At 44.9% G+C, this 26,194-nt stretch carries 30 protein-coding genes; 13 read left to right on the plus strand and 17 right to left on the minus strand.

Going from position 1 to position 26,194, the window contains the following annotated elements:
• Window positions 1-63 precede the first annotated feature (63 nt).
• Entirely contained in the window at window positions 64-1,782 is a 1,719-nt protein-coding gene (ggt, locus tag RJ41_RS08480; protein ID WP_039219346.1) for a gamma-glutamyltransferase, read from the minus strand.
• A gap of 77 nt (window positions 1,783-1,859) precedes the next feature.
• Entirely contained in the window at window positions 1,860-3,236 is a 1,377-nt protein-coding gene (locus RJ41_RS08485; RefSeq protein ID WP_039219347.1) for a Na+/H+ antiporter NhaC family protein, read from the minus strand.
• Window positions 3,237-3,432: 196 nt separating this feature from the next.
• Between RJ41_RS08485 and RJ41_RS08490 the strand changes: the two genes are divergently transcribed.
• Both RJ41_RS08490 and RJ41_RS08495 read left to right on the plus strand, forming a co-directional pair.
• Window positions 3,433-5,406, plus strand: coding sequence for a glycoside hydrolase family 3 N-terminal domain-containing protein (locus RJ41_RS08490; protein WP_039219349.1), 1,974 nt, complete (start codon window positions 3,433-3,435; stop codon window positions 5,404-5,406).
• A 118-nt stretch (window positions 5,407-5,524) separates the two neighbouring features.
• Window positions 5,525-6,595, plus strand: coding sequence for a mechanosensitive ion channel family protein (locus RJ41_RS08495; protein ID WP_039219350.1), 1,071 nt, complete (start codon window positions 5,525-5,527; stop codon window positions 6,593-6,595).
• A 159-nt stretch (window positions 6,596-6,754) separates the two neighbouring features.
• Here RJ41_RS08495 and RJ41_RS08500 read toward each other — a convergent pair whose 3' ends face one another.
• The gene (locus RJ41_RS08500) at window positions 6,755-8,278 is read right to left on the minus strand and encodes an exo-beta-N-acetylmuramidase NamZ family protein (RefSeq protein ID WP_039219352.1); all 1,524 of its coding nucleotides are present in this window, start codon (window positions 8,276-8,278) and stop codon (window positions 6,755-6,757) included.
• An 18-nt stretch (window positions 8,279-8,296) separates the two neighbouring features.
• Window positions 8,297-9,310, minus strand: coding sequence for an N-acetylmuramic acid 6-phosphate etherase (gene murQ / locus RJ41_RS08505; RefSeq protein WP_084081806.1), 1,014 nt, complete (start codon window positions 9,308-9,310; stop codon window positions 8,297-8,299).
• A gap of 190 nt (window positions 9,311-9,500) precedes the next feature.
• Here murQ and alr point away from each other — a divergent pair, with 190 nt between their 5' ends.
• Window positions 9,501-10,577 (plus strand): alanine racemase, encoded by a 1,077-nt coding sequence (gene alr, locus RJ41_RS08510; RefSeq protein ID WP_039219354.1) that lies wholly within the window; start codon window positions 9,501-9,503, stop codon window positions 10,575-10,577.
• A 446-nt stretch (window positions 10,578-11,023) separates the two neighbouring features.
• Here alr and RJ41_RS08515 read toward each other — a convergent pair whose 3' ends face one another.
• The 4 genes from RJ41_RS08515 to RJ41_RS08530 all read right to left on the minus strand — a co-directional run bounded on the left by RJ41_RS08515 (window position 11,024) and on the right by RJ41_RS08530 (window position 13,044).
• A complete protein-coding gene (locus tag RJ41_RS08515) occupies window positions 11,024-11,728 on the minus strand; it encodes a YitT family protein (RefSeq protein WP_039219356.1) in 705 nt (234 codons plus the stop codon).
• A 222-nt stretch (window positions 11,729-11,950) separates the two neighbouring features.
• The gene (locus RJ41_RS08520) at window positions 11,951-12,262 is read right to left on the minus strand and encodes a hypothetical protein (protein WP_039219357.1); all 312 of its coding nucleotides are present in this window, start codon (window positions 12,260-12,262) and stop codon (window positions 11,951-11,953) included.
• A gap of 92 nt (window positions 12,263-12,354) precedes the next feature.
• Window positions 12,355-12,741: a VOC family protein gene (locus RJ41_RS08525; RefSeq protein ID WP_039219358.1), complete on the minus strand. Its 387-nt coding sequence runs from the start codon at window positions 12,739-12,741 to the stop codon at window positions 12,355-12,357.
• A 48-nt stretch (window positions 12,742-12,789) separates the two neighbouring features.
• Window positions 12,790-13,044, minus strand: a complete 255-nt coding sequence (locus RJ41_RS08530; protein WP_039219360.1) for a Rho-binding antiterminator — start codon at window positions 13,042-13,044, stop codon at window positions 12,790-12,792.
• A 345-nt stretch (window positions 13,045-13,389) separates the two neighbouring features.
• Here RJ41_RS08530 and RJ41_RS08535 point away from each other — a divergent pair, with 345 nt between their 5' ends.
• The 4 genes from RJ41_RS08535 to RJ41_RS08550 all read left to right on the plus strand — a co-directional run bounded on the left by RJ41_RS08535 (window position 13,390) and on the right by RJ41_RS08550 (window position 17,397).
• On the plus strand, window positions 13,390-14,508 hold the full coding sequence (locus RJ41_RS08535; protein ID WP_014975544.1) for a TonB-dependent receptor: 1,119 nt from the start codon (window positions 13,390-13,392) through the stop codon (window positions 14,506-14,508).
• A gap of 19 nt (window positions 14,509-14,527) precedes the next feature.
• Window positions 14,528-15,325: a substrate-binding periplasmic protein gene (locus RJ41_RS08540; protein ID WP_039219362.1), complete on the plus strand. Its 798-nt coding sequence runs from the start codon at window positions 14,528-14,530 to the stop codon at window positions 15,323-15,325.
• Between the two features lie 182 nt (window positions 15,326-15,507).
• Window positions 15,508-16,779 (plus strand): NRAMP family divalent metal transporter, encoded by a 1,272-nt coding sequence (locus RJ41_RS08545; protein WP_039219365.1) that lies wholly within the window; start codon window positions 15,508-15,510, stop codon window positions 16,777-16,779.
• A 204-nt stretch (window positions 16,780-16,983) separates the two neighbouring features.
• On the plus strand, window positions 16,984-17,397 hold the full coding sequence (locus RJ41_RS08550) for a hypothetical protein (protein ID WP_240485763.1): 414 nt from the start codon (window positions 16,984-16,986) through the stop codon (window positions 17,395-17,397).
• Window positions 17,398-17,406: 9 nt separating this feature from the next.
• On the opposite strand, the gene glyA is transcribed toward RJ41_RS08550, so the two are convergent.
• Window positions 17,407-18,663, minus strand: a complete 1,257-nt coding sequence (glyA, locus tag RJ41_RS08555; RefSeq protein WP_039219372.1) for a serine hydroxymethyltransferase — start codon at window positions 18,661-18,663, stop codon at window positions 17,407-17,409.
• Window positions 18,664-18,834: 171 nt separating this feature from the next.
• Here glyA and RJ41_RS08560 point away from each other — a divergent pair, with 171 nt between their 5' ends.
• Complete coding sequence (locus RJ41_RS08560) at window positions 18,835-19,692, plus strand: LysR family transcriptional regulator (protein WP_014978205.1); 858 nt, start codon at window positions 18,835-18,837, stop codon at window positions 19,690-19,692.
• A 90-nt stretch (window positions 19,693-19,782) separates the two neighbouring features.
• Here the strand turns inward: RJ41_RS08560 and RJ41_RS08565 are convergent, their stop codons facing one another.
• The 6 genes from RJ41_RS08565 to RJ41_RS08590 all read right to left on the minus strand — a co-directional run bounded on the left by RJ41_RS08565 (window position 19,783) and on the right by RJ41_RS08590 (window position 22,611).
• Window positions 19,783-20,112, minus strand: coding sequence for a zinc ribbon domain-containing protein YjdM (locus RJ41_RS08565; RefSeq protein ID WP_014948132.1), 330 nt, complete (start codon window positions 20,110-20,112; stop codon window positions 19,783-19,785).
• Window positions 20,113-20,136: 24 nt separating this feature from the next.
• On the minus strand, window positions 20,137-20,592 hold the full coding sequence (locus tag RJ41_RS08570) for a GNAT family N-acetyltransferase (protein ID WP_039219374.1): 456 nt from the start codon (window positions 20,590-20,592) through the stop codon (window positions 20,137-20,139).
• A gap of 66 nt (window positions 20,593-20,658) precedes the next feature.
• Window positions 20,659-21,087, minus strand: a complete 429-nt coding sequence (locus tag RJ41_RS08575; protein ID WP_039219376.1) for a GNAT family N-acetyltransferase — start codon at window positions 21,085-21,087, stop codon at window positions 20,659-20,661.
• A 47-nt stretch (window positions 21,088-21,134) separates the two neighbouring features.
• Window positions 21,135-21,923 (minus strand): YwqG family protein, encoded by a 789-nt coding sequence (locus RJ41_RS08580; protein WP_039219379.1) that lies wholly within the window; start codon window positions 21,921-21,923, stop codon window positions 21,135-21,137.
• 116 nt (window positions 21,924-22,039) lie between these two features.
• Window positions 22,040-22,333, minus strand: coding sequence for a HigA family addiction module antitoxin (locus RJ41_RS08585; RefSeq protein WP_039219381.1), 294 nt, complete (start codon window positions 22,331-22,333; stop codon window positions 22,040-22,042).
• Window positions 22,333-22,611 (minus strand): type II toxin-antitoxin system RelE/ParE family toxin, encoded by a 279-nt coding sequence (locus RJ41_RS08590; RefSeq protein ID WP_039219384.1) that lies wholly within the window; start codon window positions 22,609-22,611, stop codon window positions 22,333-22,335. The genes RJ41_RS08585 and RJ41_RS08590 overlap by 1 nt, the downstream gene beginning before the upstream one ends.
• Before the next feature lie 218 nt (window positions 22,612-22,829).
• Between RJ41_RS08590 and RJ41_RS08595 the strand changes: the two genes are divergently transcribed.
• Window positions 22,830-23,051 carry a TA system antitoxin ParD family protein gene (locus tag RJ41_RS08595; protein WP_012518669.1) on the plus strand — a complete coding sequence of 74 codons (222 nt, stop codon included), beginning with the start codon at window positions 22,830-22,832 and terminating at the stop codon, window positions 23,049-23,051.
• Window positions 23,044-23,334 (plus strand): type II toxin-antitoxin system RelE/ParE family toxin, encoded by a 291-nt coding sequence (locus RJ41_RS08600; RefSeq protein WP_039219392.1) that lies wholly within the window; start codon window positions 23,044-23,046, stop codon window positions 23,332-23,334. The genes RJ41_RS08595 and RJ41_RS08600 overlap by 8 nt, the downstream gene beginning before the upstream one ends.
• A 110-nt stretch (window positions 23,335-23,444) precedes the next feature.
• Here RJ41_RS08600 and RJ41_RS08605 read toward each other — a convergent pair whose 3' ends face one another.
• Window positions 23,445-23,753, minus strand: a complete 309-nt coding sequence (locus RJ41_RS08605) for a DUF6980 family protein (RefSeq protein WP_084081809.1) — start codon at window positions 23,751-23,753, stop codon at window positions 23,445-23,447.
• A 176-nt stretch (window positions 23,754-23,929) separates the two neighbouring features.
• On the opposite strand from RJ41_RS08605, the gene RJ41_RS08610 reads away from it, so the two are divergent.
• Entirely contained in the window at window positions 23,930-24,172 is a 243-nt protein-coding gene (locus tag RJ41_RS08610; protein ID WP_039219400.1) for a type II toxin-antitoxin system ParD family antitoxin, read from the plus strand.
• Complete coding sequence (locus RJ41_RS08615) at window positions 24,169-24,471, plus strand: type II toxin-antitoxin system RelE/ParE family toxin (RefSeq protein ID WP_039219402.1); 303 nt, start codon at window positions 24,169-24,171, stop codon at window positions 24,469-24,471. Before RJ41_RS08610 ends, RJ41_RS08615 begins: the two co-directional genes overlap by 4 nt.
• A 99-nt stretch (window positions 24,472-24,570) precedes the next feature.
• Here the strand turns inward: RJ41_RS08615 and RJ41_RS08620 are convergent, their stop codons facing one another.
• The gene (locus RJ41_RS08620; RefSeq protein WP_039219404.1) at window positions 24,571-24,876 is read right to left on the minus strand and encodes a hypothetical protein; all 306 of its coding nucleotides are present in this window, start codon (window positions 24,874-24,876) and stop codon (window positions 24,571-24,573) included.
• A gap of 119 nt (window positions 24,877-24,995) precedes the next feature.
• Here RJ41_RS08620 and RJ41_RS08625 point away from each other — a divergent pair, with 119 nt between their 5' ends.
• On the plus strand, window positions 24,996-26,150 hold the full coding sequence (locus RJ41_RS08625) for an IS110 family RNA-guided transposase (protein WP_039219407.1): 1,155 nt from the start codon (window positions 24,996-24,998) through the stop codon (window positions 26,148-26,150).
• The last annotated feature ends 44 nt before the right edge of the window (window positions 26,151-26,194 follow it).

Genomic DNA, 26,194 nt, shown 5'->3' on the forward strand with positions numbered 1-26,194 from the left:
CGCTGAGCCCCCAAAGCTCCACTAATGTGGCTCAGCTAACAGCCCTGTGCTGATAAGGCTGTACTAATATGGTTGTACTAGGCTCTTACCTCGTCCGCTTTTTTCAGATGCGGCTTCTACACCCTCTTTAGTGCGCTTAATTAAATGTACATCACCAAAGCGACGGTTATCTATGGTATAGCCCATTGCTTTAAGCTCATTTACGGTTGCCTCTGTAAACCCGTCGTGCATACGAATGGTGTCTTTGGGCAATAGCTGGTGATGAAAACGTGGTGAGTTCACGGCTTCTTCAGCGCTCATATCGTAAAGCAGGGCATTCAATAGCGACTGAGTGACTGACGAAATAATGGTAGTGCCGCCAGGAGAGCCTGTTACCAGAACCACTTGGTCGTCTTTAGTGACCAGCGTTGGCGTCATAGAAGACAGCATGCGCTTGTAAGGTTCAATAGCATTCGCCTCACCACCCACTGCGCCAAAGAAGTTAGGCACGCCAGGCTTGGCACTAAAATCGTCCATTTCATCATTCAACAAAAAGCCAGCGCCAGTCACAACAACACCGCTACCAAAAGTGAGGTTGATGGTCGTTGTATTGGCAACCGCGTTACCCCATCTGTCCATAATAGAGAAGTGTGTTGTATCTTCGCTTTCTTTTAAACCAGGCTTAACGCTTGGGGTATCAGAAATGCTGGTAGGCTGAATATCTGCTGCGCGTTGAGTGATATAGTTAGCGTCAGTGAGCGCTTTTACCGGAACACTAACAAAATCAGGATCGCCCATGTATTCAGCGCGATCGGCAAACACGCGCTTACCAATTTCTGACATAACGTGAATGTACTCAGTGCTGTTTTGCGCTGGCAAATCGTGCGTTGCGTCATAGGCTTCTAGCATGCCAATCCACTGGGCAACGGCAACACCACCAGAACTTGGAGGAGGTGCGGTCACCAGCTCATAACCTTGCCAGTTTAAGTGTAGAGGTTTGCGCCACACTGCTTTGTAAGCCAGTAAGTCTTCATAGGTAATAAGGCCGCCATTTTGCTGCATAAAATCAACAATATGCTTTGCTACATCGCCTTTATAAAAGCCATCCTTTCCCTGTTGCTGAATAGCTTTAAGCGTTTTCGCTAGCTCTGGCTGTTTGAAGGTAGTGCCTGCTTTAGCGTGTGCAAAATACTCGCTAAAGTTGTTATTGATAGCTGCTTCTTTGGTACGCTCAATATAGTGATCAATGTTATTGGCCAGCTTCTCATGAACCACAAAACCTTGCTCGGCCAAATCAACGGCTGGTGCGAGTAGACGCTCCCAATCCAAGGTGCCGTATTTTTTGTGCGCGGCCCACATACCAGCAACGGTACCAGGAATGCCAGACGCTTTAGCCCCAAACAAAGACTCGTACGGTTTTACGTTACCTTGCTCGTCAAGATACATATCGCGATGCGCATTTTCAGGTGCCATTTCACGGTAATCTAAAAAGTCGGTGTTATCTTCAAACTTTATTGTCATAAAGCCGCCACCGCCTACGTTGCCCGCCTCAGGTAGAGTAACAGCCAAGACAAACTGTGCCGTAATAGCAGCATCAATTGCGTTACCACCTTCTTGGAGTACCTGCATTGCAGCATCGGCACTGTAGCTGTCAGGCATGGCAACGGCCTGTTGGCTAAGCCCTACTGTATTGTTGCTAGCACTATCAACAGGGGAATTTGGCGCATGGGAACACGCTGCCACTACTGAAATAAATGCCACTATTACCGAGATAAACCCGACATTAGCTATCCGCTTTTTCATTACAAACTCCTTGTTACAGACATTGCTAAACCTTTTGCGATTAGCAACTGATTTCCAGCAAACTTAAATCAACGGCATTAACCAAGCATGATCAAGCTTGCTACAAAATAGGCAATAAGCGTAAGTGCGCCCGCAAATAGTGCGTAGGGAAACTGAGTTTTAACGTGCGTTAATACGTCAGTACCTGCTGCTAGCGAAGATACGGCAGTAGTGTCGGAAATAGGTGAACAGTGATCACCAAATATGCCGCCCCCCAAAATAGCGCCAATGACCAGTGAAGGGGGTAATCCTAAACTTTGAATCAGCGGCACACCAATAGGAATTAGGATGGCGAATGTGCCCCATGACGTGCCTGTGGTAAACGACATGATCGCTCCGGCAACAAATAGCATGGGAACAATAAGCACTAAAGGAAGATACTCTCCCACTATGCCCGCGACAAACACGCCTGTTCCAAGCACCTTAAGGCTATTGCCTAAGGTTAAAGACAGTAACACTATGGTTACTAGAGGAAGTAGTTCACCCATCCCTTTAAAACCAATTTCTACCGCTTCCTTGTGGGTAAAACGCTTGTGGATTAAGAGCAGACCATAGGCAATGGCAGTGGCAAGAGCCGTAGCGTAAAGTACAGATTTGCTCCCGCTGCCTTCAGACAATACGCCATTACCTGTCCAGAACATGAAGCCAACCATGCTTAATACCATTATTATTAGCGGTACCAACATGAAACGAGCCTTGGTGGCAGGTTCCGTAGTTTGTTTAACCTCTGCATGCGTGAGTGCTTTTTCTTCCTCAGCCATGGGGCCATGCACTTTGTCAGCGGAAATAGTGTAGGCCACAATAAGTAAGGTGAAGATAGCGTAAAAGTTAAAAAATACGCTGCCCCATAAAATTGAGGCTGACGAAGCTGGTAGCTCGTATGCATCGAGCAGGCTGAGTATAAATGCTCCCCAGCCGTTCAATAAAATCAAAATACAAACGGGCGCGCTGGTGGAGTCGATGATGTAGGCTAAGCGCGCGCGGCTCATGCCGAAACGGTCAAACAGACCTCGGGCGAATATGCCGGCAGTGAGCACACTTAAGTTTGATTCTATGAATACAGCGATGCCAGTGAACATGGTCAAGCCGCCAACTTGTTTGCGACTCTTCGCTACCCCTTTGTTTACTAGAAAGTTGACCGTTGCCGTTACTCCGCCAGAGTCACGTATAAATGCGAGCAACGCGCCCACTAGTACAGAGAAAATAAGCACCCGTGTATTGCCAGGACTCGCGGCGGTATCAACCACGCGCTCTATGGCATTAATGGGCGCCATATAGCTGCTAGCGATATCAGCATTTATCAAAATTAACGCTTCCGCGCACAAAACAGCCAGCGCTAATGCGAGTATGACTTCTTTTTTCCAAAAGACGACGGCAATAGCCACAAGAGGGGGGATGACTGACATCCAATCCATACTTCTTTCCAAACTTAAATTTATGTGTGCCTAGGACTTGTTGAGCTTTGATAAGTTACTACGCTCTACTTGCCCTATAGGTATGTCTATTTGCGTAAGAGAATGTGTGATTGCAGTTCAAAGTTGGCGAACATGCTTCTCTCATTTATGCTAGCGTACCGTATTGTGCTTCGTGTTACCAAGGATTAGATAAACATTGTTATTCCAGCAAGTTATTTGTAAAAAACGTGCTTCATTGATGGGCCTGAGCGCTATCTTGTCAGGCATACTCATTTTATTAAGTGCTTCACTGTTTACTGCTAGCGCAACCGCTCAATCTGGAAGTGCTAACGCTTCGAATAATCCTAAGCCCAGCGCTGATGCTGAAACAATTCGCGCTGTAAAAAACATGCTCGGGCAAAAAATCATTTTGGATTTTCGCTATTTCTGTGAAGACAATACGCCGTCTTCGCGCTGCCGTACGCCCATGACCGTAATTCCACCGTCACTTTTAAATGTGCTTAGTACGCACAACATCGGCGGTGTTATTTTGTTTTCAGAGAACATTCAAAATACCGAGCAGTTAATTACGCTCAATTACACCATGCAGCAGCATATGGTAAAAGCAGGTCGTCAGCCGTTGTTTATTGCTGTCGATCAAGAAGGGGGCAGAGTAGCAAGGTTGCCTTCAGACATGCTCTCGCCGTTTGCGGGTAACATGGCCATTGGCGCCACTTTTCATCAGCGAGGCAGCGCATTTGCGCAAAGTGTGGCATCGCATATTGGCCAAACGCTTTTACCGCTGGGAATAAACACCAATTTTGCGCCGTCGGTTGATGTAAATAGCGAGCCGAAGAACCCCGTTATTAACGTACGCAGCTTTTCGCAAAATCCAGAGCAGGTAGCCGCACTCGGGCAGACATTTGTCAGTGCTATGCAAAGTACAGGTGTAATGAGTGCTATCAAACATTTTCCAGGCCATGGTGATACCCATGTAGATAGCCACAGTGGCTTGCCGCAAGTAACGCATAGCAAAGCGCAAGCTATGGCGGGTGACATCCTTCCTTTTGCGAATATCATTAATAGTGCAACGCCTCCTGCAATGGTAATGAGTGCACACATTCAGTACCCGTCTTTAGACGATACGACAATTATTGATAAGCATGGTAAGTCACAAATAGTTCCTGCTACTTTGTCGAAGAGAATACTAAGCAATTTGCTTCGCAACCAATTAGGATATCAAGGCCTTATCGTTACTGACGCGTTAGACATGGCAGGTATTACTCAGTTTTTCTCCCATGAAGAAGCATTAGTCAGTGCATTCAGCGCAGGTGCTGACATTGCGCTTATGCCGTTCACCATAAGAACCCAAGACGACATAAAAAAGTTCGCGTTACTTTTGGATAATGCAGCAAGTCGAATGTCAGAAAGCGCTTTCTTGAAAGCGTCTCATAATCGTATTATTAAGGCAAAACAGCGCTTTGCTTTGCAAAGTTTTATTTCCAAGCCCATGTCATGGTGGCTCAATGAAGCGAAAGAAAATGCTTCAATGAATAACCCTAACAGTTTGAAAAAACGAGGAATTCAAATTGAGAAAGCCCTTTCTAAGTCGTCGGTATCTGTACTCTTCGGGAAGGATGAGTTGCCAATAACTTCAAATCGCTGGTTGGTGCTTATGCCAGACGCAGCAAGATGTTTAGCATTTGAAGCCGAGCTTACACGCGCACGTTCCAACTTCAACAATAAGACTCTGGAGTTTGCGTGTTTGCCGTTAACTGCGTTACCTAAAACCCAATTAGCAATGAATCTACTAAAACAAGCTGACGTGCTGGTGGTTGGTAATATTAGCCCGCTCCATGCTAACTATGAATTAGGAGGAGTCGATTTACCTGAGCATGTAAAACGACGTGCAAGCGAAACTGAGGTGATGGCATTTAGCAAAAAAATAATGGTTGCTGCAAAAGCACAGAATAAAACCGTGGTCTTTGCTCCACTGCGCATGCCATACAAAGCGCATGACGTGAAAGAGCTAGCCGATGTTGCTATTGCTACATTTAGTTATGCGGTGAACATTACACAGCAAAGTGACAAAGAAAATCAGCAAGTTACGAGCTATAGTCTTAATGCTTTGGTTGATGTATTACTGGGTAGCGCGCTCGCTGAGGGACGTTCACCTGTTTCGTTGAAATAGGTGGCCACGCGAAAGCAGAGACCAAAACCAAAGATATTGCCCATTTAAGTGCGAACAAAGAGCCAAGCCAAAAGCCATTTCAAAAGCCAATTCAAAAGCCGTTTTAAAAGGAGTTATCGTGAATACAACAAATACATCAGGCGCTACGCAAACTTCATTAGTCGATTCGGTATTAAGTGCGTTGTTCCCTTTTGTTCCGCTCCTTATCGCTATTGTATTGGTAATAGGCACTCTCATCGCACTGCACTACCTTCTGCTAGCCAAACAGAGCCATCTTACCAGTGAGCAGAAATTACCGCGTCAAGTAGGAATGTTGGTACTTACTATCATTGGCGCTGTTGTAATTGCAATGACGCTCCCTGTAAGTGAGAGTACTAGAAATCAGGTCATTGCACTTATCGGCGTACTTATATCAGGTGTGATTGCCTTTTCTTCTACCACCATGGTAGGGAATTTGATGGCGGGGATCGTACTTCGTGTAAATCGTCCGTTTAAAGTGGGTGACTTTATCAAGGTAGAAGGCTACAGCGGTCGCGTTACCGAAATGGGCTTGCTCGATGTTGAAATTCAGACTGAGAGCAGAGAGCTTATTGCCTTTGCCAATACGCTGATGGTGAATTCGCCCGTTTCTGTGACCAGAGCGTCTGGCGCAATTGTTAGTGTGGATATCAGCTTAGGCTACGATATTCATCACAGCATTATTGAAAAGCACTTACTTATTGCAGCTGAAAATGCCCAGCTGTCAGAGCCATTTTTACAAGTAGTTGGGTTAGGCGACTTTTCAGTAAGTTATCGCATTTCAGGTCTACTAACTGAAGTGAAGAGTTTGCTGAGCGCGCGCTCAAGGCTTCACAAAGCCGTACTCGACGTTTTGCATAATGCCGATATTGAAATTGTTTCTCCTAGCTTTATGAACCAACGTCCCCAGCCTGACGGTTTGAAAATGATAGCTAAATCGCCTGGACACACTAAGCAAGAAGAAGCATCGCCTGAAGACGTTATTTTTGACAAGGCTGAAGAGGCCGAGCAAAAAGAAAAAAGTAAAGAAACGTTGATGCAGACGATCGCCGATATTGATACAAAAATCGCTGAGTGTGACGGCGAAAACAGAGATGAGCTTAAACATCAAAAAGCCACCGCCGAAGCTCAGCTCGCAGCTTTGGTAAAAACAAAAAATGAAGAAGGTTAGTTTTCACTAACTTTTTTAGCTTCCACTAAATCTGGGGTTGTGTGGGTGTGAGTATTTACTTACGTGTTATGTGGTAAGTTTAGCATCGCTAACACTTCCTCCACATTTACCTTGATAAGATACCTCAAATCCTCAAGGGTAAAGGCGTTTATCTGTACATCAATCCGTGTCTTCGTAAAGCAGGTATGCTTTTCGTTTTTCTCTAAATTTGCTTAAATCTTTCTGCCAACTTTGGCGAATTTCTGCAGGCGTTTTACCGGCTTGAATTTGATATCGTAGCGCATCGTTACCCGCTAATTTGTCGAAGAAATCTGGGCGAGTAAAGAAGGTTTCTTCAGAGGCATCACTGGCGCTGATCACCTTGTTATATTCAGAAAAGCGAGAATAGGCATCTATCAATGTAGCGATATCTAAGCCACTAATTGGTGATCGCTTGTGAGTTGTTTGCTTAGAGTCAGAGCCTTCCAAGATCGTAGGATCAGCATAAGAAAAGACATGTGCACTTAGCAGAGTATTTTCATGTTTAGGGTGGGGCGCTGCATTATTTGCATTTACCGGTATCTTGGTTTTACCAAATTCAACAAACGGGTGGCCAATAAGTTGGAAGGGAAAGTCAGTGCCGCGACCTATACTCACGTCGGTGCCCTCAAAAAAACACAGCGTTGGGTAAAGGCGTATCGATAAATCGTTTGGCAGGTTAGGGCTAGGCGCTACGGGCAATGAATAATGTGCAGTGCGTTGATAGTCCTGCACCGGGACAACGGTAAGCTGAGCGTTGTCATAACTGCTCGCGTCAATATCTAACCACTGTTCCCCCACAATCATTTGAGCAAGTTCGCCCAAGGTCATACCGTGTAAGACGGGAATAGGATGCATGCCAATGAACGACGAAAATTCAGATTGAAGTACTGGGCCGTCAACATAACGGCCGTTAGGATTTGGCCTATCTAACACGATAACGTCGATATTACGCGCAAAGGCCGCCTCCAACACATAGTGCAAGGTGCTTAAATAGGTATAAAAGCGTACGCCTACATCCTGAATATCGAAAACAATCACATCGATGCCATCCAACATGTCGGGGGTAGGCTTTTTGGTTGCGCCGTAAAGGGAGTGAATAGGTATACCGGTTTTAGCATCAATATTGCTATCTACTTTTTCGCCGGCGCCTTTGTCTCCTCTAAATCCGTGCTCCGGCGACATAATACTTACAACATTAACACTGCGTTGAAGAAGGGCATCAAGCAGATGCTGATTGCGCTGGCTTGTCTTTATCTTATTTTTTTGTGCAGCCAAGCTGTTGCTCGATTCGCGCTCTTCAGGCTCAACCGTGCTAGAAGGCAATGCGCTGTGGCTCGAAACCAACGCGCTTTGGTTTACCACCAAACTAACCCGTTTACCTGCTAGCAAGGGCAGGTATTTCGAATAGCGTTCAGCGCCTACAGTAAACTGCTTGGTGCTTGATACGGGCTGCTTAGTCCCTAGCGCAGGTTGCTTGTTTATTAATGTTGAGTGATTCGCAGGGCCATCAGTATCACTTGTATATACATGTGTAGATAAGCTTTGTTGTGCACAGCCGTTAAGCGATAAGCTAATTAATGCTAGAGAAAGTACAGCAATGAATGCGCTTGACGTTAGGCGTCTGAATACCTTGCTCAATGTGACCGAAGTTAAAACCTTCATAGCATTAGTTTACCGTGGTTATTCGCTTTTATTCACGGCGGAACGTAAATACCCACCGCTAGCATCTAATTGAGCGGTGGCCTGCTCGGCAGATTGCCCGGTTAATACCATTAAAATAGCAACTTTAGCTTTGTTATTACACGCACCAAGCGCTGCTATAGCAGCATTTTCACTGCAGTCCGTAGCCTGCATAACAATGCGAAGCGCACGGGCTTTTAGTTTTTCGTTAGTGGCATTCACATCTACCATTAAGTTTTGATAGGTTTTCCCCAGCTTAATCATTGTGCTGGTGCTAATCATATTAAGAATTAGCTTTTGCGCCGTACCCGACTTCATGCGCGTACTGCCAGTAAGTGCCTCAGGGCCAACAACTGGGCATATAGCTACATCAGCATGGGTAAAAATAGCGGCGTTAGGGCTACATGCAATAGCGCCGGTAAAGCAGCCAAGCGAACGGGCATATTCCAGTGCGCCACTTACATAGGGTGTACGACCGCTTGCCGAAATACCAATAACGGTATCGTTGTGGTTTAAGGACAGCGCTACAAGATCAGCACGCCCCGCGTCGACGTCATCTTCTGCACCTTCTACGGCGTGCTGAATGGCTTTTTCACCGCCAGCTATCACGCCAACAACTAGTTCATCAGGCACGCTAAACGTTGGGCGGCACTCCACCGCATCAAGTATGCCCAGCCTGCCGCTGGTCCCCGCGCCTATATAAACGAGCCTGCCACCATTTCTAATGCTAGTGGTTGCAGCATCCACCGCTTTTCCGATTTGCGGAATTTGCGAGGTAACTGCGTTTGCCACTTTCGCGTCTTCATTGTTAATGCGGGCAAGAATGCCTTCGGTGCTTAGCGTGTCTATATCGAGGGTGTCTGGGTTTCTGCCTTCTGACACAATTTTATTCAGTGACTGGGCTAATTCGTTAACGGTGGGTTTATTACCTGCCGCTTGATTGTCAGTACTGACTGTATTTTCAATACTGGCGTTGGCGGATGATTCTGAAGTAGAAGAATTGTGCGAAGACATTGAAAACCTTGGGGCAACGAAATTGTAATAATGAGCTAGCGCAAAGCATAACGGTATTTTATGCCATAAGAAACCTTGCGTTAGATGGTACGTTTTTCATTATTAATCCTGCGCAGCTAATACGCTTCTCGTGGTACACTGTGGCTTTCGATATTCTTTCTCATTAAACATTTAAGGAACGTGTTTTTCTGTGAGCCGACAAACGCAAGCTATCATTCATGCTGATGCCCTTTTACATAATTTTAAAGCCCTTGCTGCTTTAGCGCCCTCAAGTCAGTCTATGGCGGTAGTAAAGGCCGATGCTTATGGTCATGGAGCAGTAAATGTAGCGCGCATTCTTCAGCATGTTTCTTCGCGTTTTGCCGTAGCAATAATTGAAGAAGCCATTGCGCTTCGCGACGCGGGAATTTCTGCGCCTATTGTGGTGTTAGAAGGGGCACATCAGGCAAAAGAGTGCCAAATGGCATTTCAGCATAACTGTATATTAGTTATGCACTGCGAAGAACAGCTTACATGGTTAGAAAGCTGCCCCGAACAGCAGCGCCCGCATATTTGGCTTAAAGTGGATAGCGGCATGCACCGGTTGGGTTTTGCCCTTTCCGATATCGAAGGGATTGCTGCTAAGTACAATCATTTACTTAGCGAGCAAACGGTTATTGCTACGCACTTTGCGTGCGCTGACGATGTAGATAATAACTTTACCAACACGCAAATCGATGCGTTCAATCAAGTAGCGAGTAAATTGGGCTTGCCAACCAGCGTGGCTAATTCTCCCGCCACGGTAAACTGGCCTGCAAGTCGAAATGCTTGGAATCGTTTAGGTGTGGGGGTATACGGTGGTGCCGTCTCTACTTCGCAAAATATAGACGTTGAAATCTACCCTGCCATGACACTTCGCTCAAGTGTACTCGCAGTACGAACCATACCGGCAGGCGAGGGCATTGGCTACGGTCAGACTTGGGTGGCAGACAAGCCTAGCAAAATTGCAACCGTAGGCATTGGTTACGCCGATGGCTATCCAAGGCATTGCAAAAATGGTACGCCAGTAATGATTCGAGGTAAGCGCGCCTATTTAGCTGGCCGCGTGTCTATGGACATGATCACAATCGATGTAACTCATATCGACAACGTCGCGGTGGGCGATGAAGTTGAGCTCTGGGGGCAGAATGTGCCAATTCAGGAAGTTGCGGCTAATGCTGACACTATCGACTACGAATTAATGACCCGCGTTTCTCAACGGGTACCGCGCATTGTAAAATACCTTTAGTTATCAAAGCAGTGCCAGTTTGGCTAGACTTCATATAAGTTTTAATAAAGCACTATTCATTAAAAGAATGAGACTTTTACCCCCATTTTGAGCCTATACTGTAGTTGCTTTGTTGCGGGATTGCGGTGAATGTTTCGCCTCCAACTGTGCTGAGCAACAACTCATAAGTGAGGTTTGTATGCGTACTTCGTTTTCTCGTCCAAGAGTGAACCGTGGAGTAGTAAGTCGACCGTCAAGACCTGTTCAGAAGAAGCAATAGGTTTGTTGTAGGCGTCTAGGAATACAAATAAAAGATACAAGAAAGCCCGGTTAGGTTGTGCCTAACCGGGCTTTTTATTTGTTGCTCTAATCATCGCTTCTGTCTCTTTTTGAGGGGAGTAACAGCGACAATTTATGACCGAATGGCAAAGACTGGCTGAGTAAATTTAGCCGTTTTGTGCGCGAAGCTAGCTGTCTAGGCACTGTTCTAGGCTGTTTTCAGCATGACTTTCCATGTGATTGGTATCGGCGTCGTTTGACTCAGCGTTTGCCTTTTTTGATTCAGATTCGCCTTGCACTGGGAAGTAACGCTCTGGTCTATGGTTAAGCGAAATAACCATGTTCAAACAAAATGCCGCTAAAATTGAAATTAGCACTAAAGGCCAAGCGATGAAAAACAGAGCACTAAGTAATATACAGCTATCTACGGTTAGCTGGAATGTACCGGCTCTAATATTGAAACGCTGTTGTAAATAGAACGCCATAATACCAACGCCACCAAGGCTTGAGCTATGACGAAACATCATCAGCATACCTACACCAATTAAAATACCGCCAAATACCGCCGCGAAAAATGGATTTACGTGGCTAATATCCACAAACGCTGGAATTTGCTCAGTTAGTACAGAAACCGTGGTGACGGATATAAAGGTGTTAATGGTGAAACGCTTGCTAATTTGCGTCCAAGCTAGGGTGTAAAACGGTAAGTTAATCAGAAAGAATAGCAAGCCGAAGTCTATATCTACGGCATAAGTACCTAACAGCGCTAAGCCTGCCGCGCCACCTATCATTAAGTCTTGAGACTGAAATAAATATACGCCAAAAGCAACAAACAAGCCGGCGCTTATCAGGGCGAAAACATCCTCGATGACACTGTGTTTTGTTTTTTGCATAAGAAAAAGTTTGCGTTAAGAAGACACAGCGTAATTATACGTTTACAACACAGTAGGTTACAGCGAGATGAAAAGTTAACTCGGTGCGATAAATGGCGGAAGGTAAGTTTGCCTTTACGACTTTTAGCGCACCGGTGAATAGGGTGTTGCGTCGATGTAAACATTGCACCAACCTGGTTCACATAAAACGCAAAAAGTAGAGGAAGCTGCTAGGGAGTCTGATTACTCAACAATAGAGAATACAACGGTATCCTGCTTATTAAACTCTACACTGCATTTCAAAATGCCTAAGTGTAGCGGGCTATATGCTTCGATTTTGCTGCCATTTGCAACAAACTCTGTGTCCCACAACAGTAAGTTTGCAGTATCTAGCTGGCGTTCGACACTTTTTTTCGATACGCCAAGCGTAAAATTATCGCAGAGAATTATGACTTCGCGCCTTGCTTCTATCCAATAAAACGTTGTAGTGATCAAAAGTGCTATTGCCGCTATTGCAACAACATCAGCAATAATGGAACGCTTCATCGCCTGCACGTGCTACTTCTCCTATACTTCCTTTCACTATTCACTTACAACCTTGCCGCGAAAAATATCGCAACGACAAGGCGCACTTATATAAAGTGCAATTAGGTGGTTTGGATCAAATCCCACTTATTGCCAAACTTATCTCTAAAGATGGCTACCGTACCATACACTTCTTCCCGAGGGATTTCTAAAAATGCCACCCCTTTGCTTTGCATGGCATTGAAGTCGCGCCAGAAGTCGTCAGTATTCAAAATTAAAAATACTTTATCGGCGGCTTGGCTGCCAATGAGTGCCATTTCTGTGTCATTTTTTGCTTGCGCCAACAACAAGCTCGTAGCACTGTGTGGTGGGGTTACCAGAACAAAACGCGAGTTTTCGCCGGTTACTTTGTCTTCGGTTAAGGTAAAGTTTAAAACCGTGGTGAAGTATTCAACGGCACTGTCGTAGTCGTCTACAAAAAAAGTAATGGCAGAGAGGTTTTGCGTCATAAATCAGGATCACTTTGAAAGTTAAGCTAAGTTAGCTGCGCATACTACCTAAAAGCTGACTGAGCTGAAATGCGGGTTGTCAGTTATTGCGTGAAGTTGAGCGATTTCAATAAGCGCAATATTTTGCTTGGTGTTGTCGATGGACATTTGCATACACTCAGTGGCCACGTCATTGCGTTTATCGATAACTGTGGTCAGTGCTGTACCCTTTATCGTATTCCCGTCTTTTAATAGCACGCTCACTTCAAGGTTATTCATACAGGCAATTTCGATGTAGTCGTAAAGCTGGCACGCTATGTTCACATATTCCCCTATTCGCTGTTCAAGTGGCGACCAATTAGTAGAGTAGATCTGACGTTCACAGCAAAACTTTCCGCATCTACCGCGCATACATAGCACTTCACTTTCCACAGTAAACGACCAATGTTTAAATGCCGTCGCCTGCCGGGGGGCGCTGCTATTCATGCAAGGAACAACACAGACGTCAGACCTTAACAAATGATCTTTTTTTAAGGTTTGCTCAGTATTGTTAGTACTGAAGGATTTATTTTGGTGCGCGATACACCTAAGCGCTTGAACGCCCCTCATGTTTCTTAGAGGCATTTTTTAGCAAAGGGTTCCCGCCAAAAATTCAATACAGGAACAGTAATGAACAAGCTACTATCCGCATTTTCTTTAGTTTCAATAGCCTCGTGCACTTCAAGCTTCGCAAATGCCGACGAACTTCCCTTTAATTTGAGCGGTCATGTTAGGGTTAACTACGGGCATCAAGACTGGCAAATTCCCGAGTTTAGAGATGGTTTCGAATTTGAATCATTCAAACTTGGCGTGTCGGGTGAGTCAGATCAATTTAGCTATAAAGCCGAATATCGATGGTACGAAAACACCGACTTCGACACAGTAAGGTTCGCCGACCTGACTTATCATTTCGATGAGCAAACCGAGATTACAGCAGGTATAACCCAAACACCGTTTGGTTTGCAGCCCTTTGCCAGTAACAACTTTTGGTTCTCGGTAAATTATTATCTTGGCTTCGAAGATGATTACGATGCTGGGGTGAAAATAAACCATGATTGGGGTAACTGGGACTTTCAAGCCGCCTATTTTATGAACGACGAGTACAACGATGCCGCTGAGTTTGGGCGCTATTCGTTTGATGTGGCGGATGACGGTGAATATCGAAATAAAGAAGACGGCCAATACAATTTACGCGCTAACTACACAGCAAACTTTATTCGCGGAGGCACTACCGATATTGGTGTGTCTTACCAATACGGCAACATCTTAAACCTGGATACCCTGGACGATGGTGATATGAATGCCTATGCCGTGCATATGCGCCATACCCAAGGCGACCTCAAGGTCGAACTGCAGTATATCGATTATGAATACGATTTGGCTGCACCAGAAGGGCAAGCGGACGATCGCATAGCGCTATCCTCTTTCACCTTCCCGTTCTTAGCCGCGGCCGACGGTAAAACCTATTCAGCAAACCTTGTGTACTCTGTGCCTTATAAGTTTACTCACATAGAGTCACTTACTTGTTACTCAGAGTACAGCGTGGCAAAAGGTGAAGGAAGTGAAGGGAAAAACTCGTCGCAGTGGATAAATGGCTGTAGCTTTGGCTGGGATAAATTGTTTGTATATGTAGATAGTATCCAAGGCAAAAACATGTGGTTCTCAGGCGGCCCGGGCGTGGGACTCGACTTAGGTGGTAGACAAGAAACTACCCACCGCCTGAACATAAACCTTGGTATTTACTTCTAATCACTAACAGGACTTTGACATGCGATTACTATTAATAGCGACATTTATACTAGCGCTAGTTCCAATGCAAAGTTTTGCCCATGCGTGGATGAAACTGCGAATAGCGACCACAGAGTATGCCCCTTATACGTCAACTGACATGCAGCACGACGGTTATATCAATCACATTATCGCTGATGCGTTTTTAGAAACGGGCGTTGTGGTTGAGTTTGTCTCTTTACCCTGGGAAGAAGCGCTTGAAGCAACGCTAAAAGGCGAATACGATGCCATTTCATACGGCAACTTTGTGCGCGCCCGGGAAAGTGAGTTTTTCCACAGTAACCCTATTAGTGCGGAAAGCTTGGTGTTTTATGTTAATGCTGAAAAGGGCCCTGATACTTGGGCTGAATTAAGCGACTTAAAAGACTTAAAAATGGGTATCACGGAAGGGTATTTATACAACGATGAACTTGCCGCTTACATTAAAAGCAGCAGTAATGTTGTGGAAAGTGCCACAGACAAAGACAATTTACAGGCGCTAATTGACGGTAAAATTGACGTTTTTCCCATTGATGAGTTAACCGGATGGTATTTACTTCAACGCGATTTCACCAGGGGAGAGCGTAGAGATGTTATGCCTATCAAGCCGTTTATTTCTACCGTCACCACGCATTTATTAGTACCTAAAGGGCAAGGGGACAGTCAGCTTATTCTGTCTTTATTCAACAAAGGATTAGAAGAATTGACGCTGGACGGGAAGTTAACTCGCTTCAAACGTCTTTTGAAAGAAGGCTATTATCAGCATCCTAAGAAAAAAGTGAATTTCGACCGACGCTAACGTAAAGCTTTGCATCAGTCGCAAACGAATTCTCAAACTTTTTAAATCTAAAACCCGGTAGCGAACCAACAGCTGTTCGCTACCTTTATGCTTCTCATACTTCCATCGCTTACTGTCTTTTCTGCGGATTATTTACCTGATATGGTTAACGGCTATTTTCTAATGCCCATTTAGAGGTTGCCTTGTCGTACAAAGCTGAAGTATCGTTTGTTGCCCGTTTTATAGCCCTGCTAAAATTGCTCGGCCCAGGTGTGCTTATGGCGACGGCGGCAGTAGGTGGAAGCCACCTAGTGGCATCCACTCAGGCAGGTGCAAAGTTCGGCTGGCAATTAGCGCTGCTCATACTGCTGGTAAACCTACTTAAATATCCGTTTTTCAGGGCTGGCGTTAGTTACACTATCAGCACTAAACAAACCTTGCAGCAAGGTTATTTAGGCATGGGAAAACGGTATCTAGCCATTGCCTTGTGCTTAAATACTATCGCCTCGGTAGTTAATGCTGCGGCACTTTTGCTGTTTGCTGCAAGCTTATTGTCTTACTTTATCCCTTTCGATATTGCCATATCACTGTCTGCATCAGTCGTTTTAGCACTCATACTACTCATATTATTAGCAGGGCATTTTGAAGGCCTGGACAACATTGCCAAAGGTATAATGGGGGTGCTTGTAGTCGCAACACTTGCTGTATTTATTGTTGCCCTTAGCAACTACACCGCACCGGTCATTCCCACTGATTCGCAACCCTCTCCATGGACACTCGCCACCTTAGGCTTTTTAGTGGTGACGATGGGATGGATGCCTGCACCAATTGAAATCTCCTCCATTACCTCTCTTTGGTTAAAGCGTCAGTGCAAAGACCACGCGGTTACGCCTAAATCTGCGCTCTTTGACTTTAATTTAGGGTACGGGGTTACGGTTGTTCTAGCGTTATTGTTTTTAGGGTTAGGCGCATTAATCTTATATGGTAGCGGCACCGAGTTGAGTACAAGCGGCATTGGCTTTTCTCATCAGCTTATCAGTATGTACTCATCCACCATTGGGCAGTGGGCGCACTTGCTTATCGCTGTTGTCGCCTTTCTTTGCATATTCGGCTCGGCGTTAACCGTTTATGACGGCTACGCTCGGGTAGTCGCTGAAGCGATAGCGTTACTGTTCAACAAAAACAAAGCGGCCCGTACTAAACTTGTTACGCCAGTTTTACTGTTCATGGCAGTATTCAGTTTTATTATTGTGCTTTTTTTCAAGTCTGCGTTATTGGCCATGCTAGGCTTTGCGATGACGCTGGCCTTCGTCACGACGCCTATGTTTGCTTGGCTTAACCATAGGCTAGTGGCGCGAACTGAATTACATAAAGATGCCGCCCCCAATATTGCTGTAAAGCTACTCAGTTATTTAGGCTTAGTTTATTTGTTTGGCTTTCTAATGGTGTTTATCTGGTGGAAGTGGTTTAGCTAGTCACTTCCTACCGTAACGAGAGCGCAGAGCACTTTAGGTGCTGCACATGTCTCGCTTTAGTAAATTAGTTTAATTACGCGCACTTATGCGAGCTCCAGCGCAATACTCATCTATACTATAGATGACATCGTTTGAGGAGTTCGCAGCTTGGTGCTTGGCAAAAAACTATTTCCTTCCACCCTTTTATTATGGGGTAAGCGTATCATGCTGCTTTCGCTTGTGAGTGCGGCAATGTGGGGCTGTTCAAAAGAACCGCAGCAAACTATCCACTGGCACAATGCTTACGATATTGAGCGCGAACTTCATCTTTTAGGGCAGCAGGAAGATCCGCGAGAAATTTACAGGCGGTTACAAGGAATGAAGCAGCAAGCATCGCTCCAATTGTCGCAACTGCGTCAAACAGGGCGACACGACCCGCTATTTATTGAATGGCTTGAGTCATTGAGAATAAGTTTGTCTCTAGCCCCGCTTTACGGCAACACAATCGAGACTTGTAACGTGTGGCAGAACGCCATGGAAGAGGCATGGGGTGCAAGAATCAGCAATTTTAACGAGCGAGCTAAACTCGTGTGGCGGGTAATGGTGGCTACCTGCAACGCACGAGTTCGCTCTGTATAGTACTAGGTTTTACTCGGTGTAAACGGGGCGAGCCGCGGTTAGCGTTGCCACTTTATCTATCACTTGCTGTACTACTGCATTGTCTTCTGGCGCTGTTAACACATCACAAATCCAGTGGGCTAATTGAGCACAGTCTTCTTCTCTAAAATTGCGTGAAGTGACCGCAGGTGTACCAATTCGAATACCACTTGTAACGAATGGCGACTGCGGGTCGTTGGGTACTGTGTTCTTATTTACCGTTATATTCACGCTATTTAATATCGCGTCGGCTTCTTTCCCCGTTATTCCTTTGCTTACAAGACTTAGCAGGAACATGTGGTTGTCGGTTCCATTAGATACTACGTCAAAGCCACGCTTCATAAACACATCAGCCATAGCTTGTGCATTAATGACTACCTGCTTTTGATAAGTGCGGAATTCCGCTGTCATGGCTTCTTTAAGCGCTACCGCTTTTGCGGCAATAACGTGCATAAGTGGGCCACCCTGAATGCCAGGGAAAATTAATGAATTGAATTTCTTCTCAAGCTCGGGGTTTGACTTACACATAATAAGCCCGCCACGAGGGCCACGTAGTGTTTTATGGGTAGTCGTAGTCACCACGTGAGCCGCGTTAATTGGCGAGGGATAAACACCGGCCGCAACAAGGCCTGCAACATGTGCCATATCTACGAGTAAATACGCGCCCACGCTATCAGCGATGTCTCTAAACTTCTGCCAGTCGACCACGCGAGAGTAAGCAGAAAAGCCCGCTACAATCATTTTTGGTTTGTGCTCTTTAGCCAACGCTTCTACTTGGCGATAGTCAATCTCACCAGTTTCTGTGTTCAAGCCATACTGAATCGCGTTGTATAGTTTTCCTGAAAAGTTAGGCTTTGCACCGTGTGTGAGGTGCCCACCGTGATCAAGGCTCAACCCAAGAATGGTATCGCCAGGGTTTAATAGCGCCATATAAACTGCAGTATTCGCTTGAGAGCCAGAGTGAGGCTGCACATTCACATAGTCAGCTTCAAACAATGCTTTAGCTCTGTCGATAGCAAGCTGTTCTACTTTGTCCACCGCCTCGCAGCCACCGTAATAGCGCTTGCCCGGATAGCCTTCTGCATACTTATTAGTTAGCTGACTGCCTTGCGCCTGCATAACAGCTTTGCTGGTGTAGTTCTCCGATGCAATCAGTTCAATATGATGTTCTTGACGTTCGTTTTCTTGCTCAACAAACGCTGCGATATCTGGGTCTTGTTCGTGAAGGTGCTGGTTAAGTGGGTTCATGCTGGCTCCTAAATGTCATTATTTTGTATCTGATACTAGGAGTGTAAAAAGAATAAATAAAATTAATAAAAAATATGGCATTATAATTTTATTAAATGGTCTTGTGGGCAAGTCTGGTACTAGCAAGGCAAAACAGCAGGCATAGCTAATAGAAAGGTGTAGAGCAAAATAATGAAAAACTTATCGATAGATTTTCTGCGTTCGTTCGTGCTTATTGCACAGACGGGTAGCTACACACAATGTGCCGAGCAGCTTCAGCGCACACAGCCTGCCATTAGCTTACAGATAAAAAAACTAGAAGAAATGATTGGGGAAAAGCTATTTTCCCGCGACAAAAATCGCTTGGCACTAACTGGTGCCGGCAGTCGCTTATTGTCGTATGGTGAAAAGATAGTGGCACTTAACGATCAGGCGATGGCCGAATTCGGCAAACCGCAGGTTACGGGAAATATTCGATTAGGCATTCCCAGCGAATTTAGTACAACGCTTATGCCTAAAATTATTCGACGGTTCACGCAAACCTATCCGGAAATATCGCTAGAGGTGCATTGTGCGCTAAGTAAAGACTTACTTAGTGAGCCGCTTAAAAGCCAGTTCGATTTAATTCTCTCACTACAAGAAACACCAGATCCTCAGCAAGACGGCTACATCATTTCAGATCAACTGGTATGGGTGGGGAGTCAGCGCTTTGTAAACAGTGTGCCTGCTAAACTGCCTATTATTGCTGCACCGTCGCCATGTATTTACCGCAAGCGAGCAACCAACCTTTTATCGGCCATCAAAAAACCGTGGCAGGTGGTGTATACCATTGCCGACTTAAACGGCATACAAACGGCCATTAACGAAGGGTTGGGTATAACCGTTCTTGCAAAAAGTTCGGTGCCGCCTGGTCTACACGTTCTATCTAATTCAGAAAGTTTACCCGAGCTTGGGCATGTGGGTGTTTGTTTAGTTAACCCTCAGAAAGTGTCATCGAAAGCGATTAGCTTGCTCACTGAAACCATCACCAACGAAGTCGCAAATTTTTAACAGGAAATAGCAGGGGATAGCTAGCGCGCTTGCTAAACAACAACAAGGCAAGCGCACCGAGAGGAGTAACAGCTTTTCAATAAAGGCCGTCTATGCCTTTTTAACAAACTGTGCAGTTAGCATCATTTCACCCGCGCCATCTACTTTACAGTCTAGCTGGTGGTCTTTGGCATCTTTTACGTGTCGGATAACGGCTTTGGTGCCAATTTTAAGTACCAACGAACTGCCTTTTACCTTCAAATCTTTTGCTAGCGTAATTTTGTCGCCGGCGACTAACGGTGTTCCGTTGAAGTCTTTTGCTGAGACTTCCTCTTCTACCTCGTTCGGGTTCCACTCGTGTCCACATTCAGGGCAAATAAGTAGAGGCTGATCTTCGTATACATATTCTGATTGGCAATGCGGGCAAGGAGGTAACGACATGTGGAATTCTCTTAAAGTACTAAATTAAAGCGCTCGGGTCATAAAGTGGCTGTTGGGATCGATTGAGTAACTGCCAAATGGACCGCAATCAACAAAGCCAAACTTTTTGTATAGGGTTCTGGCCGCTAAAAAGTAGTCTTGCGTTCCCGTTTCTAAACTTACCGAACTGAACCCCTTCATTTTCGCATGTTCTAGGGCAAAAAGTAATAACTGAGACGCTACCCCGCAACCTCTGAACGGTTTGGCGGTGCGCATAGATTTTAGCTCGGCGCTATGTGTATCAAGGGTTTTAATAGCGACGCAGCCCGCAAGCTGTTGCTGCTTCCAGCCACTAAAAAAAGTAATGTTCGAAGCTTTTAGTGCTTCAACATCTAATGCATGTACGCTCTCAGGTGGCGATGTAGCATACATTTCATACAAATGCTCTTCTAAAAGCGCTAGAACTTCTCCTCCGGTGAGATCATCAATAATAATCTTCATGTGCTTTGGCCTTTAGGTATATTCTGAGTAGACGGCGGTACAAGCACGGCGGTACAAGCCTGTTTGCTACGTGCTTAAGGGTTTAGTCATGTTAAAAAAGCGGTCGTCTTCACTTTTAATGACAAATCCCACTTTTTTATAAAGCGAAACTGCAGGGCTAACTTTGAAAACTCGTAGTTCAAGCGAGTTAATATTGGCCCCTAACGCAAGTCTTTCTGCTTCTTCAATGGCAGCACTACCTATGCCTTTGTTTTGGGCGCTGGGTATGACCTGAAGGTCGCGCAATATACAGGTGTTACCGTCGTATTGAAGGCGCATAACCCCCACCGTTTCGCTGTCTACTTGAATGTCGTAATTAATGAGCTCTGCGGTAACTCCAAGTACTTTGTCGGCGTCCCAATCAGGCGCAAACTGAGCGTAATAATCGCGCATGTTATTAAAGGTAAACTCAGCAGCACGCTGTAAGTTTAAACTTGGTAAAAAAGTAAGTTTCATAATGCGCTAGTTGTTTTTTATTCGTTTTAAACAGCTTGTTAGCCATTTTAGCTACATTGTAAAATCAACCATGGCTTGGAGAAATCACAATTTCTAGTATCGCTTTCTCGCACCCAAAAATACAGCATCCCCATATCTCCCCACATTGCTCCTATTTCATCATCAGAGTCAAATTGTAAAAGTAACTTCCAATCGAGTAATTCACGTCTTAGCTTTTCAGCTTCCTTGGAGTTGTAGCCATCAGAGTTACCACAATAAACACCTCCGCTAGCTAACTGGCAGTCCTCTTCCATTGAATCTCCTTGAATAGGACTTGGAAAACCACCAATTTGATGCCGTGGTTTATTGCCGAAATGTTCATCGATAAAATCGTAATACTTATCCTCATCATTCTCTGAAATTCCAAGAGCTTCAAAATCCAGGCTTTGACCGTCGGGATAGCTAATAAAGCTCTTAGATTTAACGTATTTGATTGGCGGAGATAAGTACTCTAAATCAAGATCATCTGGCAATTCAGATGGGTATAAATCGGAATCACCATTTTCGTATAGCGTTGCCCAACCACCAATATCTTTAGGATCAAAGCCCCAAGGCCACTCCTCTAGATCATAGAAAAATAAAAGTCTACCTGTTTGAGGTAGCCAATCTATTTCTTTGTTTGAATTGATTTCCTTTAAGTCTAATTGTCCGATGAACCCTAGAGGTTTGTCATTTTTCCGAGGCCAGTCAAACTTGGCTCCAACTAACGGTTTCCCACCAAGAAAACTCGATGTACGTTTATCAGAGTTCACTAGGCGTAAACATTTTTGACCCAAAGCTAGAACTTTTTCATTCATTCTTCTGACAACTCCATTTGATGGCTAACTTTTAAATAACCGGCGCAGGCGCATGGGCTATAATGACGAAGCCGCCCTGCATGTATGCGTCCCAGCGAAGCGACTTAATTTGATTGTTAGGTGGCATGCAGATCTATTGGCTGCACGTTATCTAAATTGATATTTTGCTTTGCTTGCCAAAGTTCATAGTTGTCTTGCATACTAAGCCAACTCTCAGGGCTGCGACCTAATACCTTTGATAGCCTTAATGCCATTTCTGGCGTTACTGCACTTTTTCCCTTAACGACACGATTGAGTGTTGAAGCGGCAACACCCAGATGGGTCGCAAGTGCCCTGCAACTTATGCCGTGTGGTTCCATGTAGATGGACTCAATAAATTCACCGGGATGTGGTGGGTTATGCATATTCATTAGTGATAATCCTCGTAATTTAAGATGTAAGCATTACCATCCGTGAACTCGAAAGTTACTCTCCAGTTGCCATTGACTGATATCGACCAAATGTTTGACCTTCCTCCCTTAAGTTGATGTAGAGAAAAGCCTGGTAGATTTATGTCATCGATATCTTGTGCGGTATGGATAGCAGCTAACTGCATACGAAGTTTTTTCGCATGCTTAGTCTGTATGCCTGAAGTTTTCCCTTTTTCGAAAAAGAGCTTCAGACCCTTATGTTTAAATGACTTAATCATAGGAAGAGCGTAGCGTATTGCGCAACGCGGTGCAACTTGGCGCCTAACACCCGCATAACGGGCAAAATACGTAGGCTACAATACTAAGCGAAGCGCAGGGAGCCTAAGTGTTTTTGTCCCTAGCGAGCGCAGCTAGTGTTAATGCGTTTGTTATACGCAATTTGCCACACCTGTAGCGCATTGCTACAATGTGGTGACGAACCATTAGGAGACATGCTATGGCAACCGCGAGCGTAAGACTAGACCAAGATCTAGTTGAGAAAGCTACAATTATGGGCAAAGCACTAAACCGAACTATGCCAAAACAGATAGAGCATTGGGCTAAGATAGGTGAAATGATGGAAGATAATCCAGATTTGCCTTACGAATTCGTAAAACAGGCAATTATTTCCAAAGCTGAAAAAGAGGCAGGAAAATTGGAGCCTTACGATTTTGGCTAAAATTACCAGTGTTTTACAAACAGCTAATTTTAAGAGAGCAGTAAAAAAGTTACATCAGAATCAGAAAAAAGACTTGGATAAAGCTGTTAAGGAGCTAATGGCCGAGCCTCTTCTAGGCGAGCAGAAAAAAGGCGACCTAGCCTTTCTTCGTGTGTACAAATTCAAGATGGTCAAGCAGTCAACTTTACTTGGTTACAGCTACGAGGATGGCACTGTAATACTTGAATTGATAGCTCTTGGCTCTCATGAAAACTTTTATCGCGATGTTAAAAAGTTATTCTGACCAATTGCATATAACACCCGCATAAAGGGCAAAAATACGTAGGCTATAATACCGAGCGAAGCGAAGGGAGCCCACATGGCAGCGTCCCAGCGAGTGCCATAATTTGTTTGTTAGGTGTTACGATACCAATCACTCCCTTGAAACTGTTTTGGTATATCTTGCTCACTCGGGTCATCAAAGCCGAGGGCTTCCAGGGTGTCAAACCAAAGATCTCTTTTTGACTTTGGTAGTTCTGAACCACACCAAGGACAATATGAGATACCCGAAGTAGCGGTACCGCCATCATGGATGATTATGCCGTACTCGTCGAATTTTGGATTATATGAAATCAGTGTATCTGGACATTCATATTCATCTTTGTGATGGTTACAATCAAACTTGATTGCTAATTCCATTTCATTACAGCAATGTTTAATCACACGCGACACCTAACTTTTAAATAAGGGGCGCAGACATGTGGGGCATAATGGCGAAGCCGCCCTGCGTGTATGCCTCCCAGCGAGCCTGCGAGCGGCTTAATGTGATTGTTATGCGCTATTGACTTACATCGCGCAAGTACCATAATTAGGTATATATTGGTACTTGGAGAAATCAGATGGCTAAAAACACCAGCATTACCCTTGGAGACCATTTTGATGGCTTTATTGCTAGCCAAATTCAAACTGGCCGGTATGGTTCAGCGAGTGAGGTGATTCGTTCAGCTCTTCGCTTGCTAGAAACACAGGAAACCAAATTAAACACTCTGCGTCAATTACTTGTAGCAGGTGAAGAAAGCGGCGAGGCTGAATACGACCTTGAGCATCTGATATCAGAACTAGACGGTGAATTAAACGAGTGAAACCATTTAAGTTAACCGTATTAGCAAAATTAGATCTAAAAGATATTGCATTGTTTACGCAACGGAAATGGGGCCGAGATCAGCGTAATGTATATCTTAAACAATTCGACGACTCATTTTGGATGTTGTCTGAAAATCCTGATATTGGTAAAAGCTGCGATGAAATAAGAGATGGATACAGAAAGTTTCCTCAAGGTAGCCATGTTATTTTCTATAAACAAACGGGCAGTCAGGAAATTCTGGTCATAAGAATCCTTCATAAAAGTATGGATGTAAATCCTGTACGCTTTGGCGCATAACATTAAGCTAAGCGGCGCAGTTGCGTGGGGCATAATGGCGAAGCCGCCCACGTGTTTGTGTCCCAGTGTGCGCGAAGTGCACACGCCTTAATTTGTTTGTTATAAGGCATTGCTGATTATCAAGTAAATAGCGAAAAGAGCAATGCTGAACCAGGCTTGCTTAAATGCAGCCCTGACACTCTTAATATATGGGAGAAGCTCTGGCCGATAAAGTGGATAGTTTTCTGGATTTCCGAATACCATGCCAAAAATTTGATCATAATGTGCAAGTTGTTTTTCTATTTGCTTAGAAAAATTACCCTTTACTTCATGCGCTTTCTCGAAGAGTTTACTGGCTCTAATACTGGCTCTTATCCAAAGCCCGAGAACAATTCCGAATAAGATAAAGAATACCAGCTCAGTCAAAACTTATGCCTTATAGATACAATGACTCCAGTGAAATGCTAGCCTCCGCATTTTCGTGGGTTAGCTGAAAGCCAGTGCCATAATTAGTTTGCTTAAGACTAAATCATTTGGAGGCTAGCATGAATAAACATAGCATGATTTTTATCGGCTTGGATACGCACAAAGAATTCCATGAAGTAGCTTATTGTGAGGAGCAACGTGGTGCCAGCCCTGTCCACTACGGACGGATACCTTCATCAAAAGTTAGTGTAAAAAAGCTGCTTCGTCAGTTTGAATCTAAATATCCCGGCGCAACACTTCACGTCGTATATGAAGCTGGGCCTTGTGGCTACTGGATTTATCGGCTGATAACAAGCTTAGGGCATTGTTGCTATGTCGTGGCTCCGTCTCTTATTCCCAAAAAGCCTGGAGAGCGAATTAAGACCGACCGCCGAGATGCGCTGAAACTGGTGAAGTTGCTAAAGTCGGAAGACCTTACCCCCATTTATGTACCTGAGCCGGAAGATGAAGCCGTGCGTGACTTATCCCGTGCTCGAGAAGCGGCAATGAAAGATTTAAAGGAAGCCAAGTACCAGCTTAAAGCACTACTGCTGCGCAACAACATTCGTTATGAGGGTACAGCCAACTGGTCGAAGAAACACCTTCGCTGGCTCACTGAATTAATATTGCCTCATCCGGCCCAGCAAATAGTCTTGCAGGAGCAACTACAAACTATAGAAGAGCGTATCCGGCGACTGGAAAGGCTCGACAATGAGTTAACCCACCATGTGCACCAATGGCGTTATTATCCGGTGGTGAAAGCCGTTCAGGCGATGCGCGGTGTTCGATTGCTCGTTGCTGTTGGCGTGGTAGCAGAGCTTGGCGATTTACACCGTTTCGACCATCCAAGAAAACTCATGGCATATTTAGGTTTAGTCCCCAGCGAACAGTCATCAGGCGGAAAGCGGCACTTAGGTGCTATTACTAAAGCGGGAAATGGCCGAGCACGGCGTTTGCTGATTGAAGGCGCGTACAGCTATCGGTATCCAGCGAATGTCTCTACCGAATTACAGTTAAGGCAAGAAGGCTTACCCAAAGACATCGTCGATATTGCTTGGAAAGCACAGCTGCGTCTGTACAAACGCTATCAGCGCATGAGTAAAAAGGGTAAACACTACAATTTAATCATCACCGCGATAGCCAGAGAAATGGCCGCATATATCTGGGCTATCGCAAAAGAAGTGGTACTTACACCGGTTAATCCAAAACTAAGACTGAGCCGAGTACCTGCATGATAAACGAGTTTGAGCTAACGCGTTCGGATCAGGCCGCGGAATGT

It is taken from the genome of Alteromonas marina (assembly GCF_000808575.1).
GTDB lineage: Bacteria > Pseudomonadota > Gammaproteobacteria > Enterobacterales > Alteromonadaceae > Alteromonas > Alteromonas marina_A.

Excerpts from the sequence above, each read along its gene's own strand:
- RJ41_RS08585 (WP_039219381.1), bottom strand. The coding sequence starts at position 22,333 with ATGAATATGCATAACCCACCACATCCCGGTGAATTTATTGAGTCCATC.
- murQ (WP_084081806.1), bottom strand. The coding sequence starts at position 9,310 with ATGTCTTCGCACAATTCTTCTACTTCAGAATCATCCGCCAACGCCAGT.
- RJ41_RS08570 (WP_039219374.1), bottom strand. The coding sequence starts at position 20,592 with ATGAAGATTATTATTGATGATCTCACCGGAGGAGAAGTTCTAGCGCTT.
- RJ41_RS08515 (WP_039219356.1), bottom strand. The coding sequence starts at position 11,728 with ATGCAAAAAACAAAACACAGTGTCATCGAGGATGTTTTCGCCCTGATA.
- RJ41_RS08540 (WP_039219362.1), top strand. The coding sequence starts at position 14,528 with ATGCGATTACTATTAATAGCGACATTTATACTAGCGCTAGTTCCAATG.
- RJ41_RS08610 (WP_039219400.1), top strand. The coding sequence starts at position 23,930 with ATGGCTAAAAACACCAGCATTACCCTTGGAGACCATTTTGATGGCTTT.
- ggt (WP_039219346.1), bottom strand. The coding sequence starts at position 1,782 with ATGAAAAAGCGGATAGCTAATGTCGGGTTTATCTCGGTAATAGTGGCA.
- RJ41_RS08625 (WP_039219407.1), top strand. The coding sequence starts at position 24,996 with ATGAATAAACATAGCATGATTTTTATCGGCTTGGATACGCACAAAGAA.
- RJ41_RS08590 (WP_039219384.1), bottom strand. The coding sequence starts at position 22,611 with ATGATTAAGTCATTTAAACATAAGGGTCTGAAGCTCTTTTTCGAAAAA.
- RJ41_RS08560 (WP_014978205.1), top strand. The coding sequence starts at position 18,835 with ATGAAAAACTTATCGATAGATTTTCTGCGTTCGTTCGTGCTTATTGCA.
- RJ41_RS08580 (WP_039219379.1), bottom strand. The coding sequence starts at position 21,923 with ATGAATGAAAAAGTTCTAGCTTTGGGTCAAAAATGTTTACGCCTAGTG.
- RJ41_RS08525 (WP_039219358.1), bottom strand. The coding sequence starts at position 12,741 with ATGACGCAAAACCTCTCTGCCATTACTTTTTTTGTAGACGACTACGAC.
- RJ41_RS08595 (WP_012518669.1), top strand. The coding sequence starts at position 22,830 with ATGGCAACCGCGAGCGTAAGACTAGACCAAGATCTAGTTGAGAAAGCT.
- RJ41_RS08500 (WP_039219352.1), bottom strand. The coding sequence starts at position 8,278 with ATGAAGGTTTTAACTTCGGTCACATTGAGCAAGGTATTCAGACGCCTA.
- RJ41_RS08550 (WP_240485763.1), top strand. The coding sequence starts at position 16,984 with ATGCTGCTTTCGCTTGTGAGTGCGGCAATGTGGGGCTGTTCAAAAGAA.
- RJ41_RS08535 (WP_014975544.1), top strand. The coding sequence starts at position 13,390 with ATGAACAAGCTACTATCCGCATTTTCTTTAGTTTCAATAGCCTCGTGC.
- RJ41_RS08485 (WP_039219347.1), bottom strand. The coding sequence starts at position 3,236 with ATGGATTGGATGTCAGTCATCCCCCCTCTTGTGGCTATTGCCGTCGTC.
- glyA (WP_039219372.1), bottom strand. The coding sequence starts at position 18,663 with ATGAACCCACTTAACCAGCACCTTCACGAACAAGACCCAGATATCGCA.
- RJ41_RS08565 (WP_014948132.1), bottom strand. The coding sequence starts at position 20,112 with ATGTCGTTACCTCCTTGCCCGCATTGCCAATCAGAATATGTATACGAA.
- RJ41_RS08575 (WP_039219376.1), bottom strand. The coding sequence starts at position 21,087 with ATGAAACTTACTTTTTTACCAAGTTTAAACTTACAGCGTGCTGCTGAG.